Here is a 15,220-nt window from a genome sequence, read left to right as displayed (position 1 = left end):
CACAAAGAAAAGGAGGAATTTTTTTGAAAAAACAATCCAATTTATCACGCCTGCTGGAAATTGCAGGCAGCCATAAGTACCTGACCTATGCTTCCTGGGTGTTTTCTGCAATCAGTGCCCTGATTGCTCTGGTACCCTTCTATTACATCTGGAAAATGATCAAGGAAGTATTGGAGGTGGCACCGAATTTTGGCCAGGCACAGAACCTGACCGGTAATGGCTGGATGGCAGTATTGTTTGCGGTTATAGCGGTGCTTGTCTACATAGCAGGGCTGATGTGTTCCCATTTGGGAGCATTTCGTATCGCCACAAACCTGCGTATCCAGACCATGGAGCATATTGTTAAGCTTCCTCTTGGGTTTGCCGAGAGTTTTGGCAGCGGAAAACTGCGCAAGATTGTCAACGCATCCAGCGCAGCCACCGAAACCTATCTCGCCCATCAGCTTCCCGACAGAGCCAATGCCATTGCAACCCCCTGCGGTCTTTTGGTGCTGTTGTTCGTGTTTGACTGGAGACTGGGACTATTGAGTCTTGTTCCGGTTGTGCTGGGGTTTCTGATCATGATGGCAATGACCGGAAAGCAGATGCAGGAAAAGATGAAAGAATACCAGAATGCGCTGGATGATATGTCCAATGAAGCGGTAGAGTATGTCCGTGGGATTCCGGTGGTAAAAACCTTTGGCCAGACGATCTTTTCCTTTAAGAAGTTTAAAGACTCCATTGACCGGTATAAAGTATGGGTGATTGCTTATACCAGGCAGCTTCGGACACCGATGATGTTCTATACAGCTGCGATCAACGGCGTTTTTGCCACACTGATTGCCGGAGGACTGTTGCTTACGCAAGACGGTGTGACTTCCGGTTTCTTACTGGATCTTATTTTCTATATCATCATTACACCGGTTATTTCTGTCACACTGACACGCATTATGTTCCAAAGTGAAAACGCCATGATCGTAGACGACGCTTTACAGAGAATTGACAGCGTTTTGCATTTGAAGCCTCTGGAGGAAACGAAACATTCAAAGCATCCCCAAAACGCTTCCGTGGAACTGAAATCGGTTCATTTCAGCTATGATGGAGAAAAAGAAGTATTAAAAGATATTTCACTGACCATTCCTGCAGGACAGACGGTAGCTTTTGTAGGTCCATCCGGCGGTGGAAAAACAACCCTTGCCAACCTGATTTCCCGATTCTTTGATCCCCAGAGCGGAATGGTAAAAATCGGTGGTGTTAATGTGAAAGACATCCCGAAAGAGGAACTCATGAACACGGTGTCTTTCGTATTTCAGAACAGCCGTCTGATCAAGGCATCTATTCTGGAAAATGTGCGTATGGGAAAACCGGAAGCTACCCGTGAGGAAGTTCTGACTGCCCTTCATCACGCGCAATGCGATGATATTCTGGAAAAACTCCCACAGGGTGTGGATACGGTCATCGGTACAAAGGGTGTCTATCTTTCCGGCGGCGAGCAGCAACGAATTGCCATTGCCCGTGTGATGCTGAAAAATGCTCCGATTATCATTCTGGATGAAGCCACTGCCTTTGCTGACCCGGATAACGAAAGCCGCGTACAGGCTGCTTTCTCAAGACTTTCCGAGGGTAAGACAGTGATTATGATTGCCCACAGGCTTTCTACCGTAACAAATGTGGATCAGATTTTTGTCATTTGCGACGGACGGGTTGCCGAGTGCGGAAACAGTCGCGAATTGCTTGCAAAAGACGGTATATTCAGCCGTATGTGGAAAAATTACCAGACTTCCGTGCAATGGAAGGTAACAAAGGAGGTGCAGTAATATGATCAAAAAACTGCAGAAAAAATATGCCCTGTCTGAACAGGGAGCAAAAGACCTGATCAAAGGCTGCCTGGCCTGTGTCCTTCAGAATCTGTCTTTTATGTTTCCGGTGGGACTTTTATATTACCTGGTCAGCGATCTGATGAACGGGGGTGTTCCCGGCGGGAAAATTCCATTTTATGTGGCAGGCTGCGTGGTGTGTATTGGCTTGATTCTGCTGACCACTTTCTTTCAATACAATGCGACCTATTTTGCCACTTACAAAGAAAGCGGTATCCGCCGCATTACCCTGGCAGAACATCTGCGCAAAATCCCCCTTTCCTTTTTCGGGAAAAAGGATTTAGCCGATCTTACCAGTACCATTATGGCGGATTGCACCTTCCTGGAGCAGAGTTTTTCGCATTTTATCCCTGAGCTTGCGGGTTCGATCATTTCTACAGTTCTGATTTCCATTGGTCTGCTCTTTACGGACTGGAGAATGGCACTGGCTGCCTTATGGGTTCTGCCGGTTGCCTTTGCGATTGTGGGATTTTCCGCAAAGATTCAGGAAAATCTGAATCAGAAAGCCATGGATGTAAAGATGGCCTGCGCAGACGGGATACAGGAGTGCATTGAAACGGTTCGTGACCTGAAAGCGAACAATGCGGAGCAGGCATATTTAAAAGGTCTGGAAAAGAAGATCCGTGCCGTGGAGCATCGTTCCATCCTCAATGAATTCGGCCTTGCTGTTTTTGTGGTTTCCGCATCGCTGGTGCTGAAGCTTGGTATTGCAACGGTTGCGCTGGTGGGAGCTGTTTTGCTCATGCAAGGAAGCCTCTCCGTGCTTACATTCTTTATGTTCCTTCTGGTAGTATCCCGTTTATATGACCCTCTGCAGGGCGCACTCCAGAATCTTGCGGCAGTCATCAGTACACGAACCAATATTGCCCGTATGAATGAAATTCTCGATCATCCCATCCAGCAGGGCAGTGATAGGCTTTCCAATCAGGGGTATGATATTGTCTTTGACCATGTCGGGTTTGCCTATAATACCGGAGAAACTGTATTGAAAGATGTCTCCTTTACGGCAAAGCAGGGAGAGGTTACGGCTCTGGTGGGCCCGTCCGGCGGCGGAAAAACAACCGTATCCCGGCTGGCAGCAAGGTTCTGGGATATTAACAGAGGAAAGATTACCGTGGGAGGCATGGATGTATCCCGAATAGACCCGGAAACACTGCTTTCTCTGTATTCCATCGTATTCCAGGATGTTACGCTGTTTGACAATACGATTCTGGAAAATATCCGAATCGGAAACAAAGACGCCACAGATGAACAGGTCATTGCGGCTGCGAAACTTGCCAATGTAGATGAATTTGCAGAAAAATTACCAGATGGATGGCATACCAATATCGGGGAAAATGGCTGTGAACTTTCCGGCGGAGAGCGCCAGCGCATCTCTATTGCCCGTGCATTTCTGAAAAATGCGCCGATCATTCTTTTGGATGAAGCTACTGCTTCCCTGGATGTGGAGAATGAAACTCTGATACAGACAGCCCTTTCCCGTCTGATCGCAGATAAAACCGTTCTGGTTATCGCCCACAGGATGCGTACCGTAGCCGGAGCAGATAAGATCGTTGTCCTTTCTGATGGTACAGTTGCAGAAGAAGGATCACCAAAGGATCTGGAAGAAAAGAATGGTGTATATGCCCATATGGTAAAACTGCAGACAGAAAGCCAGAACTGGAAACTTGCGTGAAGAAGGAAAAGGAGGTAGTGCAATGAAAAGGAACCAATGGAAGCAGGAGAATATCCGCCTTGGCACCCACGGGGAAGACTATGGAAGCTGGATGTCCAATCCTGTCTTTTACATCATTGGCGGAATCGGAGTTTTGGCCGCTGTGCTGGCCGTCCTCTCTTTTTATGTATTTCATGTCGCTGTTCTCGGTGTGCTGTTTGCCATCATCACAATCGCACTTGTGGTTTTGCTGATCTGGATCACATGGATCAGGCGGCAGTATGCCTTTGGCGGTGGCAGAATCATGGAACAGGTTCACCGGGTTGTCCTCTCGCACCTAGACTATGACGGTGAGGGCAAGATTCTGGAAGTAGGTTGCGGCTCCGGAGCGCTGACAATCCGTGCGGCTCTGACATGGCCGAAAGCAAAAGTAATCGGTATTGATTATTGGGGCGCTGTGTACAATTACAGCAAGGCACTCTGCGAGAAAAATGCTGCAAGTGAGGGCGTGGCTTCCCGCTGTGTATTTCAGCACGGTGATGCGAAGCAGCTGGATTTTCCTGATGAGAGCTTTGATGTGGTCATCAGCAACTATGTCTATCACAATGTCATGGGTGCAGATATGCAGAAACTGCTGCTGGAAAGCCTGCGGGTATTGAAAAAAGGCGGCGTCTTTGCACTTAACGATGATATGAAACAAAAGATGTACGGTGACATGGAAGGTTTTGCGCAGAAACTGCGGGATATGGGGTATGAGGAAGTACGACTTGTTGATACCGCACAGGAAGCTTTTGGCGCCCACCGTCGGGCTGCCATGATGATGCTAGGTTCTTCCCGGTTGCTTGTCGGTAGAAAGTAATGTATCAAAACAGGAGGTTTGGCTATGTCCAAGTTAGGAGTCGTGGAGGATACACTGTTCGTCCCTATGCTGGGAAGAATTTATGCTAGTGAGCATTACCCGCAAATTTTATATGATAAAAAAGCATTGGAATTGAAAAAGAAGCTGCCTTCAGACTTGATTAAACAGAATATGCAGAGCCAGTATACCCTTTTGGCCTCTGCTTCCCGGTCTGCTAATATGGATCGGATTATTCGGACTTTTCTGGAACGCAGACCGGACGGTGTGATTGTCCAGTTGGGCTGTGGTCTGGAGACAACCTATCACCGATGTGATAACGGAAAGACACACTGGTATGCCGTGGATCTGCCTCATGTAATCGAATACCGGCGGGGACTTCTTCCCGAACCAGAAAGGGAATTATATATTTCCGGGGATGCCTTTGCAAAGGATTGGATCAAAAAAGTTCGCAATGATGTATTTGATGCTCCTATTCTCGTTACTGCAGGCGGGTTATTTCATTATTTTGAGGAACATAAGGTCATTGCCCTTCTGCGTATGATTGGGCAATTTGGAAATATGGAAGTTGTTTTTGATACGGTGAACAAAAGAGGAATGACCATGATGAAGAAAAAATATATGAAACAGGTCGGCCATGCCGATGCACAAATGTTCTTTTATGTGAATTCAGCGGAAGAACTGGCAGCAAAGATCGGGGGTAATGTGAAGGTGATTGCGGAGGAACCATACTATCGTTACATCCCTAAAAATGGCTTAAAGCTATCCACAAAGGTCAGTATGACAGTTTCTGATCAATTCAAGATGGTAAAGATGATACATCTAAAACTATAGTGGATATACAATATCAGAGAGAGAGAACTTTATCATTTTTTCGGACGCACTGATGAAACACCATCAAAAGCCGCTTTCTATCACCAGCGTGCAAAATTAAAAGATAATGCACTATGGGAACTTTTGCAAATCTTTAACCAGAAGCTTCAACCAACTCTATACAGAAACCGTTATCGTTTGGTTGCTTGTGACGGTTCTGTTGCTGATGAAGTCGATCCGGAACTTCTGGCAAAAGTATTGGCTAATCCAGAGATGTGGGCATTGCTCAATTCACTGGCGAAAACGATGAAGTAATGAAAAATAGTGAAAAAATAGTGTAATTTTAATGAAAAAACAATTCATAAAACGATATAATATATGGATAAAATGAGGATATTTATTGTGTATATGGATATTCTATCTCCATCAGTAAACTAAGTAAAATAAAAATTCTGCTTTACAAACAACAGATAAAGTATTAAAATAAACAAAAAGATATCTTCAGGGCAGGGTGAGATTCCCTACCGGCGGTAAAGCCCGCGAGCCGAGAGGCATGATCCGGTGAGATTCCGGGGCCGACAGTACAGTCTGGATGGAAGAAGATGATAGTACAGTTGATTTTTTGTATGAATGAATGTAGTATCAGAGCTCTGAGATGGTGATCCATTTCAGAGCTTTTTATATAGGAAAATCAGACATTCATTTATCAATCATATGTAACAGATCAATTCCACCCTGCAGATATTTCTGCAGGCTTTTTTTGTATCTGGTACATCGTTTTCGAAATAACTATACCATTCACTTGTCTGTGAATCCGATTGCACATGTTTAAAAGCCTCGGCGTAGCCCAGGCAAAGAACAGGAATAAGAAAGAAGGAATAGAAATGACGGATCAGGAATATATGCTTCGGGCTATTCAACTGGCCAAAAAAGGAGAAGGCTGGACGAATCCCAATCCTATGGTAGGGGCAGTGATCGTAAAAGACGGAAAGATCATCGGGGAAGGCTATCATAAAAAGTATGGAGAACTTCACGCGGAACGTAATGCAATTGCTTCTCTTACAGAATCAGCAGAAGGTGCGGTGATTTATGTCACGTTGGAGCCTTGCTGTCATCATGGTAAAACACCTCCATGTACGGAAGCGATCATTGAACAGAAGATCAGAAAAGTGGTGATCGGTTCCAGAGATCCGAATCCGAAAGTGGCAGGAAAAGGTGTACAGATGTTAAGGGAAGCCGGTGTAACAGTAGTTGAAGATTTTATGAGAGAAGAATGTGATCAGCTGAACCCGGTGTTTTTCCATTATATTACTACGAAGACCCCTTATGTGGTAATGAAGTATGCCATGACACTGGATGGGAAGATCGCAACGAAAACAGGAGCATCAAAATGGATCACCGGAGAATCTGCACGAAAAGAAGTACAGCATATGCGGCATCAGTACATGGGAATCATGGCTGGTATTGGAACTGTGCTTGCAGATGATCCGATGTTAAACGTCCGGGTAGAAGGCTGGAAAAGTCCTGTCAGGATTGTGTGTGACAGTAAGCTCAGGATCCCGCCGGGCAGTCAGATTGTAAAAAGTGCGGAAAAGTACCGGACGATCGTGGCTTATGCAGAACAGAAAAATGCAAAAGAGAAAATAAAAATATTACATACCATGGGAGTTGAAACCATTTACTGTCCCGACGAAAAGAATCAGATAGACCTTAAGAAGCTGATGGCAGATCTTGGAAACAGAGGCATTGACAGCATCCTCCTGGAGGGAGGAGGTACGTTAAATGACAGTGCACTGCGAGCTGGAATTGTAAAGGAAGTACAGGCTTTTGTGGCACCAAAGCTGTTTGGCGGTGTGGCTGGGAAGACACCGGTAGAGGGTATTGGAGTTGAACTGCCGTCTGAAGCAGTGGAACTGAAATATACAGATATCTGTCAGATCGGTGAGGATATCCGGATAAAATGTCAGGTGTGTGATAAAAAACAGGAGGAATCATGTTTACAGGAATCGTAGAAGAGAAAGGAAAAGTCCGTTATATACAGCTGACAGGGGAATCAGGGATCCTGGCAGTGAAAGCCCGGAAAGTCCTGGAAGGGACAAGGATCGGTGACAGTATCGCTGTGAATGGTGTGTGTCTGACAGTTACGTCGATTCAGCCGGACGGATTTACTGCCGATGTGATGGCAGAGACGATCAGAAGAAGCAGTCTTGGCAGCTGCAAGGCCGGAAGCCAGGTAAACCTGGAACGTGCAATGGCTGCAGACGGTAGGTTCGGGGGACACATAGTAAGCGGCCATATTGATGGGACTGGCGTGATACGTTCCATGCTCCGGGAAGAAAATGCCATCTGGGTATCAATTGAGACATCGCCACAGATTTTGCATCTGATCGTGGAAAAAGGATCCGTCTGTATTGATGGGATCAGCCTGACAATTGCAAGGGTTGATGAAGCTGGTTTTCAGGTGTCGGTCATTCCACATACAGGAGAAGAAACCACTCTTTTGGAAAAGGTGCCGGGGGATCTGGTTAATCTGGAAAATGATGTGATCGGAAAATACGTAGAAAAACTGCTTGGCATCAGAAAAAACGAAGAAGAGAAAAAAGAATCCGGAATTACGATGGAGTTTCTTGAAGAATTCGGGTTTTAGAACAGGAGGATATACACTATGTCACAAAATTATCAGTACAACACAATTGAAGAAGCACTTAGGGATCTTAAGGAAGGAAAAATAGTTCTGGTCACAGATGATCCGGACAGAGAAAATGAGGGAGATCTGATATGTGCGGCAGAGTTTGCGACCAGGGAAAATATTAATTTCATGGCGACCTATGCAAAGGGTCTTATCTGTACACCGATGAGTGCAGAAATTGCGGCGAGATTGAACTTTCCGCCGATGGTTGCGGAGAACACGGACAATCACAGTACAGCATTTACCGTGGCAGTAGATCACGCAGATACAACCACAGGTATCTCTGCGGAAGAGCGCTCCTATACTATCATGAAGTGTGTGGATGATCAGTCAAAACCGGAGGATTTCAGAAGACCGGGACATGTGTTTCCGCTTATTTCCAGAAAAGGCGGGGTTTTGGTACGAAATGGCCATACAGAGGCAACAACAGATCTTATGAGACTTGCCGGACTGAAAGAATGCGGCGTGTGCTGTGAAGTTATGAAAGAAGATGGAACTATGATGCGTACATCACAGCTATGGGAAATGGCAAAAGAGCATAACCTTACATTTATTACGATCCGTGATCTGCAGGATTATATAAGAATACATGAAAAGCATGTAAAGGAGGAAGCCGTTGCAAACCTCCCAACGCAGTACGGTGATTTTAAAATGTATGGTTATATCAATGATATTACAGGAGAGCATCATCTGGCACTGGTAAAAGGTGATCTGGGAGATGGTGAGGATGTGCTTTGCCGGGTACATTCGGAGTGTCTGACAGGGGATGCATTCGGATCGCTCAGATGTGACTGTGGCCTGCAGCTGCAGACAGCGATGCGCCAGGTAGAAGCAGAAGGCCGAGGAATTATTCTGTATATGAGACAAGAAGGCCGAGGAATCGGACTGATCAATAAGATCAAAGCATATGCGCTTCAGGAGCAGGGATACGATACTGTGGAGGCTAATGTGAAGTTAGGGTTTGCACCGGATCTCAGAGAGTACTGGGTCGGGGCACAGATACTGTCAGACCTTGGTGTGAAATCATTAAGATTACTGACAAATAATCCGGATAAAGTCTATGGACTTGGCGAATTCGGACTGAAGATCAATGAGAGAGTACCTCTGGAGATTCCGGCACAAAAGTATGACCGGAAGTATATGAAGACGAAGCAGGAAAAGATGGGTCATATTTTTAAAGAAATAAATTTATAAAAAACAGCAAATATCAGGAGGAAGAAAAAATGAGACAGATCAATTTAGTAGAAGGAAAAGTAGTAGCACCGGAGGGAATGAAGGTTGGTATCGTGGCAGCGAGATTCAATGAAATTATTGTGAATAAATTATTGGGAGGGGCAGTCGACGGACTGGTAAGACATGGAGTAGAAGAAGAGAACATTACTGCAGCATGGGTACCGGGAGCATTTGAGATTCCGATTACAGCACAGAAGATGGCACAGTCAGGAAAATATGATGCAATTATCTGCGTTGGAGCTGTCATCCGTGGAGATACTTCACATTATGATCTGGTGTGTAATGAATCTGCCAAGGGAATCGCACAGGTTGAACTTGCAACAGGAATCCCGGTTTTATTCGGAGTGATCACGACTGAAAATATCGAGCAGGCTATTGCGCGTGCAGGAAGCAAAGCGGGAAATAAAGGCTATGATTGTGCATTATCTGCGATTGAGATGGTCAATCTGATGAAGCAGCTCTAAAAGACAGGAAAATAAATGATGACAAAAACGATCATATTCGATTATGATGGAACGATCCATCATACCCTTGGAATCTATGAACCGGCATTTCGTGAAACCTATCAGTGGCTGACAGAACAGAAGGTTACCGAAGAACGGGAGATAGGCTCGGTGGAAATTGCCGGCTGGCTGGGACTTAACAGTAAGGAGATGTGGAATACATTTTTGCCGGAACTGGATCAGAGCTATAAAGAGCAGGCAAGCAGGATGGTAGGAGATCTGATGGTAAGACAGATCAGGAAACATAAGGCAGTGTGGTATCCGGGAGCAGAGGAGATGCTAACAGCTTTGAAGAACCGGGGATATCACCTTGTGATCTTAAGTAACTGTAAAGCTTCATATCGTGAGGCACACTGGAAGGAATTTGGGATGGAACGATGGTTTGATCGTTTTTATGACTGTGAATCATACAGATTCCGTCCAAAGACAGAAATTGTGCAGGAAATCATCCGGGAATATAGTGGCCCTTATCTGGTAGTCGGAGACAGGAGACAGGATCTGGAATGTGCCAGGTCCTGCAAAAGCCCTTTTATAGGATGCCTGTATGGATATGGTGAGAAAGGGGAACTGAATGGGGCTGATTATTATGCAGAACATATAGAGGATATACTGCAGATGGTGATATGATTTTTGCAATATAAAATCTGAAGGAAAAAAGTTAAAAATAAGTACTTCTGTAAAATAAAAGGATATAGAAAATTTGCAACAACTTGTTGCAAATTCTGAGGCGGGGATGATTTTAGGATAGTCATAGTGATAGAGGTAATCCACTTTTCTAACCCCATCTGTACAGTAAAGTTCTCAAGTCCAGTTGTACAAAGCGCTACTGCACGGGGAACCAGATGGAATGCATCTCCACTTCCTAAAAGAACTGCCATAATTCCAAACATGGTAAACTGTCGGTTTCCTTTGCCTTTGCGGATCATTTATAGATTTTACTGTGGAAGATTTTGCATAAAGTGTTTTCCGTGCTTGTGTGTACCATTATCTGATATCAAAGCAGTACAGGGTGATTCCGGCCATGCACAGGTCAATATGATTACGGATGCGTACTCTCAAATTCCGGATGATGACCAAAGGAAAAATGCAGAGCTTTTTAAAGAAGCATTTTATGAGAAAAAGAATCTGAATCCAGAGAGGCGGGCGTTGCTCAATTCGTTGGCGAAAACGATGAAGTAATGAAAAATAGTGAAAAAATAGTGTAATTTTAATGAAAAACAATCCATAAAACGATATAATATATGGATGAAATGAGGATATTTATTGTGTATATGGATATTCTATCTCCATCAAATCTATTGAAATCTCCATCATTTGTTGATAGAATGATGGAAATAAATCTGAAGTGAAGGAGATTCCTATGAGAGACTTTGATTTTATTGTAAGTCCTGAAAAATTGTTAACACCTGAAATTGTTCAGATGGTTAGCAGCATTCATGAACATAAAGGCAAACAGGAATTATTTCTCGAAGCCAATGTAGATGAATTGAAAACACTCTTAGAAGTTGCATTGGTTCAGAGTACGGGAGCATCCAACCGAATCGAAGGTATATTTACAAGCGATAAGCGTTTGGAAGAATTGGTAAGTCAAAAAGCAGAACCCCGCAACCGATCTGAGCAGGAAATTGCTGGTTATCGTGAAGTACTTTCCACAATTTACGAAGGTTATGAATATATCAACCCAAGACCGAACATTATTTTGCAGTTACATCGAGATCTGTACTCCTATTCACAGGGATCTGCTGGTGGAAGTTATAAGAATTCCGATAATGTAATTGCAGAAACAGATGCCGAGGGTCATCAGAAGGCACGTTTTATTCCAGTTCCCGCATTTCAGACTGCTGAAGCGATGGAAGAACTTTGCGCTCGCTTCCTTGAAGCATGGGAAGCTGACCGCATTGATAAACTGGTTTTGATTCCCATGTTCATTCTGGACTTTCTGTGCATTCATCCTTTCAATGATGGTAATGTACCATTGAGATACCAACAACAAATAGCGGCATAACAGCAGCAAACAACTTCATATCACATAAATACAGTTAAATAACATATAGAATTAGGAATACTTGAAAAACGGTATTCCTTTTTTATTTCCAGACGTTCAGAAATGAGCGTCTATTTTTTTACCCAAATGAAAGGAGAATCAAAAAATGAATAAGATATTGAAACGATTGCTTACAGGTGTTCTTACTCTCGCAACCGTCTTTACTGCTCTACCCACAACTGCTGTCCATGCTGCGGAAACACAATACTGGACAGAATCGGAGGAACGTGTCGGCATTGTTGAGAAAGTAATGAATGATGGTTCTATCGGCTCTACATTTAATGAGGGGCATATGACCGTTGAGGGCGAGGACGCTTATTGTATCGACATCAACACAGGCTTTAAGAATGGATATAAGACCAGAAGTGACGCAAGTACACGCATGACTGCTGACCAGATAGAGGACGTTGCTTTATCTCTTGAATACGTCAAACAGTACACGAAAAGCCATACAGGATTGAGCAGCCAGCACGCCTACCTTTTAAGACAGCTTGTAGTCTGGCAGAGATTGAGCGTCCATCTTGGGTGGAGCTGTGACAATGTACGAGCTTCCTATGATGAAATCTCAAAATCCGTGCAAGATGAAGTATTCGCCGGAGCGAAAGCCTTTGTAAGAGAAAATAAAGGACGCTATGACTGTTACGGTTATATCTACACTGGTGAGGGGCAGGATTTAGGACAGTTCTTCGCAGAGCTGGCTGTCGGCAATGGCAAGATTCAGAAATCTTCCAGTAATACCACAGTCACAAACGGGAATGACTGCTATTCTCTCTCTGGTGCGACTTATGGTGTCTATTCTGATAAAGGCTGCACGAAATCTGTTGCCATACTTACGACAAATGCCAATGGTAATACGGACACTGTGGAATTAAGAGCTGCGACATACTATGTGAAAGAAACGAAAGCTCCAAAGGGATTCCAGTTAGATAAGAACGTCTATACTATGACGGTCAAGGTTAATGAAACTACGACTTTAAAAGTCAGCGACAAACCAAAAGTCACTGACACTTTGGTTGAGCTTTTCAAGATTGATATGGAAATTTCCAAAGCTACGCCACAGGGTAACGCTTCTTTAGAGGGTGCGGAGTTCGTCTGGAAGTATTATGACGGTTACTATACAAAAGACAATCTTCCATCAGAACCAACACGCACATGGACGACAAAGACAATCGCTGAAAAAGACAGCAACAATGAAGTCCATTACATCACAAGATTAGCCGATTCCTACAAGGTATTGGGTGACAGCTTCTATACACAGAATGGTACTATCTGCTTGCCGCTTGGTACTATCACTGTAGAAGAAAAGACAGCTCCAAACGGTTACTTATTGGAGGGTGCTTATATGCAGGCTGCCGGAAGTTCTGAACAGATAAAAGGTGTCTATGTGGCACAGATTACAGAAGATGGTGAGCTTGCAGCGTTAAGCGGCAGCAACCAGTATTCCGTATTAGACAAGGTTATCCGTGGCGGTGTCAAAATCCAGAAACGTGACCTTGAAACCAAAGATACAAAAGCACAAGGCGGTGCGACTTTGAAAGATACTGCCTTTGAAATCATTTCCTTAAATGATAACGCTGTCTTGGTAAATGGCAAGTTATACAACAAGAATGAAGTCGTCAAAACAATCCATACTGGCGTTGACGGTATCGCTACAACTGCCGCCGATACATTACCATACGGAAAATACCATATTGAGGAAAGCAACGCCCCAGAGGGATATTTGACGGACGGTGCAAAACCGATTGAATTTGAAATCACAGAAGATGGAAAAATCGTGGATTTAACAGATGAAGCACATTCCATCTACAACCAGATTAAGCGTGGAGATATTGAGGGTGTAAAAATCGGTGCTGGCACTCACAAGCGACTTGCGAATGTTCCCTTTAGGATCACAGGCAAGACGACTGGTGAGAGCCATATCATTGTGACAGACGCAAATGGTCAGCTTTCCACTTCCTCTGATTGGGTATCTCATAAGCAGAATACCAACGCCGGAAAGACCAGTGAGGACGGTATCTGGTTCGGTACTTCCACACCAGACGACAGCAAAGGTGCATTGCTCTATGATACTTACACAATCGAAGAATTACGCTGCGATTCCAACAAGGGAATGACGCTAATTCCGGCATTTGATGTAGTGGTGTCAAGAAATAAAGTAGTCGTGGATTTAGGTACGCTTACAGATGAATACGAGCCAGAAATCACTATCCATACGACTGCCACAGATAAGGTGACAGGTGAAAAATCAATCGTTGCTGGAAAGAACGTGACTATCGTTGATACTGTGACTTTAGATGGTTTGACAAAAGGCACAAAATATCAGTTGAAAGGCTGGCAAATGGTGAAGTCTGAAAACGCACAGCTTTTGATTGACGGTCAACCTGTGGAAAGTAATTACACATTCACTGCGAAAAAATCAGAAATGGAAGTTGAGGTTTCCTATACGTTCAATGCTTCTGCTCTTGGCGGAAAAGACCTTGTGACATTCGAGGAATTGTACGACTTATCCAATCCAGACGAGCCTATCAAAGTGGCAGAACACAAGGACATTGAGGATGAGGGGCAGACCGTGACTATCGAAGAACGAGTGATTGAAATTCATACCAACGCTGTCGACAAAGCCACAGGTGAAAAGATGATTGTTGCTGGTAAAGAGGTAACTGTCATTGATACGGTCACTTTAGATGGCTTGGAAAAAGGTACAACCTATCAGCTCAAAGGCTGGCAGATGGTGAAGTCTGAAAACGCACAGCTTTTGATTGGCGGTGAACCTGTAGAAAGTGACTATACCTTTACTGCAAAAGATTCTAGCATGGAAGTCCAGATTGCCTTTACATTCAATGCCAGTGAGCTTGCAGGAAAAGACCTAGTAACATTCGAGGAATTATACGATTTATCCAATCCAGACGAGCCTACAAAGGTGGCAGAACACAAGGACATTGAGGACGAAGGGCAAACAGTGACGATTACGGAACGTATCATCACTATGCACACAATCGCTACCGATAAGGCAACAGGTGAAAAGACGATTGAAGTAGACGACAAAGTAACTATCGTTGATACGGTCACTTTAGACGGTTTGGAAAAAGGCGTGAAATACACTCTTAAAGGTTGGGAAATGGTGAAGTCTGAAAATGCTGAACTTCTGGCGAATGGTAAACGTGTGGAAAATGACCTTACTTTTACCGCTACTGACACGAAGATGGAAGTTCAGATTGAATTTACATTCAATGCCAGTGAGCTTGCAGGTAAGGAGCTTGTTACTTTTGAAGAATTATATGACGTAACCAATCCAGACGAGCCTATCAAAGTGGCTGAACATAAGGACATCAAAGATGAGGGGCAGACTGTAACAATCAAAGAGAAACCAGAATCCCCTACCACACCAGATGAACCTAGCACACCAACTAAGGCAAGCACATCACCAAAGACAGGTGACAATACGCCATTTGCCGCATTATTCGCCATGATGGGGATTTCCGCTGCTGGTCTTATCTTTGCATGTTATAAGAGATTCCGCAGAGTAAAAAAGTCTAAATAATACGGGAGGTATCAGCTTATGAAAGCAACGC

12 protein-coding genes, 1 pseudogene and 1 riboswitch are annotated in these 15,220 nt (G+C 44.1%); of the genes and pseudogenes, 12 read left to right on the top strand and 1 reads right to left on the bottom strand.

The features are described from left to right. Nucleotides 1–23 precede the first annotated feature (23 nt). The 9 genes from AB5170_RS06100 (at nt 24) to AB5170_RS06060 (ending at nt 10,231) form a co-directional block, all read left to right on the top strand. A complete protein-coding gene (locus AB5170_RS06100; protein WP_368361875.1) occupies nt 24–1,796 on the top strand; it encodes an ABC transporter ATP-binding protein in 1,773 nt (590 codons plus the stop codon). A gap of 1 nt (nt 1,797) precedes the next feature. Continuing rightward, on the top strand, nt 1,798–3,531 hold the full coding sequence (locus AB5170_RS06095) for an ABC transporter ATP-binding protein (protein WP_004844974.1): 1,734 nt from the start codon (nt 1,798–1,800) through the stop codon (nt 3,529–3,531). A gap of 22 nt (nt 3,532–3,553) precedes the next feature. Next, nucleotides 3,554–4,369: a class I SAM-dependent methyltransferase gene (locus AB5170_RS06090; RefSeq protein WP_173719077.1), complete on the top strand. Its 816-nt coding sequence runs from the start codon at nt 3,554–3,556 to the stop codon at nt 4,367–4,369. Nucleotides 4,370–4,393: 24 nt separating this feature from the next. Beyond that, entirely contained in the window at nt 4,394–5,200 is an 807-nt protein-coding gene (locus AB5170_RS06085; protein WP_173719076.1) for a class I SAM-dependent methyltransferase, read from the top strand. A 472-nt stretch (nt 5,201–5,672) separates the two neighbouring features. Beyond that, a riboswitch (FMN riboswitch) is annotated at nt 5,673–5,787 on the top strand. A gap of 276 nt (nt 5,788–6,063) precedes the next feature. Further along, the gene (ribD, locus tag AB5170_RS06080; RefSeq protein WP_009243651.1) at nt 6,064–7,191 is read left to right on the top strand and encodes a bifunctional diaminohydroxyphosphoribosylaminopyrimidine deaminase/5-amino-6-(5-phosphoribosylamino)uracil reductase RibD; all 1,128 of its coding nucleotides are present in this window, start codon (nt 6,064–6,066) and stop codon (nt 7,189–7,191) included. Continuing rightward, on the top strand, nt 7,173–7,826 hold the full coding sequence (ribE, locus tag AB5170_RS06075; RefSeq protein WP_173717225.1) for a riboflavin synthase: 654 nt from the start codon (nt 7,173–7,175) through the stop codon (nt 7,824–7,826). Before ribD ends, ribE (AB5170_RS06075) begins: the two co-directional genes overlap by 19 nt. An 18-nt stretch (nt 7,827–7,844) precedes the next feature. Further along, on the top strand, nt 7,845–9,062 hold the full coding sequence (locus tag AB5170_RS06070; RefSeq protein ID WP_055230843.1) for a bifunctional 3,4-dihydroxy-2-butanone-4-phosphate synthase/GTP cyclohydrolase II: 1,218 nt from the start codon (nt 7,845–7,847) through the stop codon (nt 9,060–9,062). 29 nt (nt 9,063–9,091) lie between these two features. After that, nucleotides 9,092–9,565, top strand: coding sequence for a 6,7-dimethyl-8-ribityllumazine synthase (gene ribE / locus AB5170_RS06065; RefSeq protein WP_004844980.1), 474 nt, complete (start codon nt 9,092–9,094; stop codon nt 9,563–9,565). A 15-nt stretch (nt 9,566–9,580) separates the two neighbouring features. Continuing rightward, nucleotides 9,581–10,231 (top strand): HAD family hydrolase, encoded by a 651-nt coding sequence (locus AB5170_RS06060; protein ID WP_004844981.1) that lies wholly within the window; start codon nt 9,581–9,583, stop codon nt 10,229–10,231. A 116-nt stretch (nt 10,232–10,347) separates the two neighbouring features. Here AB5170_RS06060 and AB5170_RS06055 read toward each other — a convergent pair. Next, nucleotides 10,348–10,536 (bottom strand): annotated as a pseudogene (locus AB5170_RS06055) (hypothetical protein); the annotation flags it as partial. Nucleotides 10,537–10,576: 40 nt separating this feature from the next. On the opposite strand from AB5170_RS06055, the gene AB5170_RS06050 reads away from it, so the two are divergent. From AB5170_RS06050 to AB5170_RS06040, 3 genes are all read left to right on the top strand, one after another. Continuing rightward, the gene (locus AB5170_RS06050; RefSeq protein WP_179962580.1) at nt 10,577–10,783 is read left to right on the top strand and encodes a hypothetical protein; all 207 of its coding nucleotides are present in this window, start codon (nt 10,577–10,579) and stop codon (nt 10,781–10,783) included. A gap of 181 nt (nt 10,784–10,964) precedes the next feature. Further along, the gene (locus AB5170_RS06045) at nt 10,965–11,609 is read left to right on the top strand and encodes a Fic family protein (protein ID WP_202020680.1); all 645 of its coding nucleotides are present in this window, start codon (nt 10,965–10,967) and stop codon (nt 11,607–11,609) included. Between the two features lie 145 nt (nt 11,610–11,754). Further along, nucleotides 11,755–15,189: a VaFE repeat-containing surface-anchored protein gene (locus tag AB5170_RS06040; RefSeq protein ID WP_009203302.1), complete on the top strand. Its 3,435-nt coding sequence runs from the start codon at nt 11,755–11,757 to the stop codon at nt 15,187–15,189. The last annotated feature ends 31 nt before the right edge of the window (nt 15,190–15,220 follow it).

The organism is Ruminococcus sp. RTP21484sp1_RTP21281st1_A8_RTP21281_210402, from assembly GCF_040914025.1.
GTDB lineage: Bacteria > Bacillota > Clostridia > Lachnospirales > Lachnospiraceae > Blautia_A > Blautia_A faecis.
Note: the sequence above shows the minus strand (reverse complement) of the source record. Positions and strands in the feature narration are given on the sequence as shown.

Bases quoted from the DNA above. Each gene is read 5' to 3' on its own strand.
- AB5170_RS06040 (WP_009203302.1), top strand. From the start codon at position 11,755: ATGAATAAGATATTGAAACGATTGCTTACAGGTGTTCTTACTCTCGCA.
- AB5170_RS06085 (WP_173719076.1), top strand. From the start codon at position 4,394: ATGTCCAAGTTAGGAGTCGTGGAGGATACACTGTTCGTCCCTATGCTG.
- ribE (WP_173717225.1), top strand. From the start codon at position 7,173: ATGTTTACAGGAATCGTAGAAGAGAAAGGAAAAGTCCGTTATATACAG.
- AB5170_RS06070 (WP_055230843.1), top strand. From the start codon at position 7,845: ATGTCACAAAATTATCAGTACAACACAATTGAAGAAGCACTTAGGGAT.
- ribE (WP_004844980.1), top strand. From the start codon at position 9,092: ATGAGACAGATCAATTTAGTAGAAGGAAAAGTAGTAGCACCGGAGGGA.
- ribD (WP_009243651.1), top strand. From the start codon at position 6,064: ATGACGGATCAGGAATATATGCTTCGGGCTATTCAACTGGCCAAAAAA.
- AB5170_RS06045 (WP_202020680.1), top strand. From the start codon at position 10,965: ATGAGAGACTTTGATTTTATTGTAAGTCCTGAAAAATTGTTAACACCT.
- AB5170_RS06060 (WP_004844981.1), top strand. From the start codon at position 9,581: ATGATGACAAAAACGATCATATTCGATTATGATGGAACGATCCATCAT.
- AB5170_RS06095 (WP_004844974.1), top strand. From the start codon at position 1,798: ATGATCAAAAAACTGCAGAAAAAATATGCCCTGTCTGAACAGGGAGCA.
- AB5170_RS06090 (WP_173719077.1), top strand. From the start codon at position 3,554: ATGAAAAGGAACCAATGGAAGCAGGAGAATATCCGCCTTGGCACCCAC.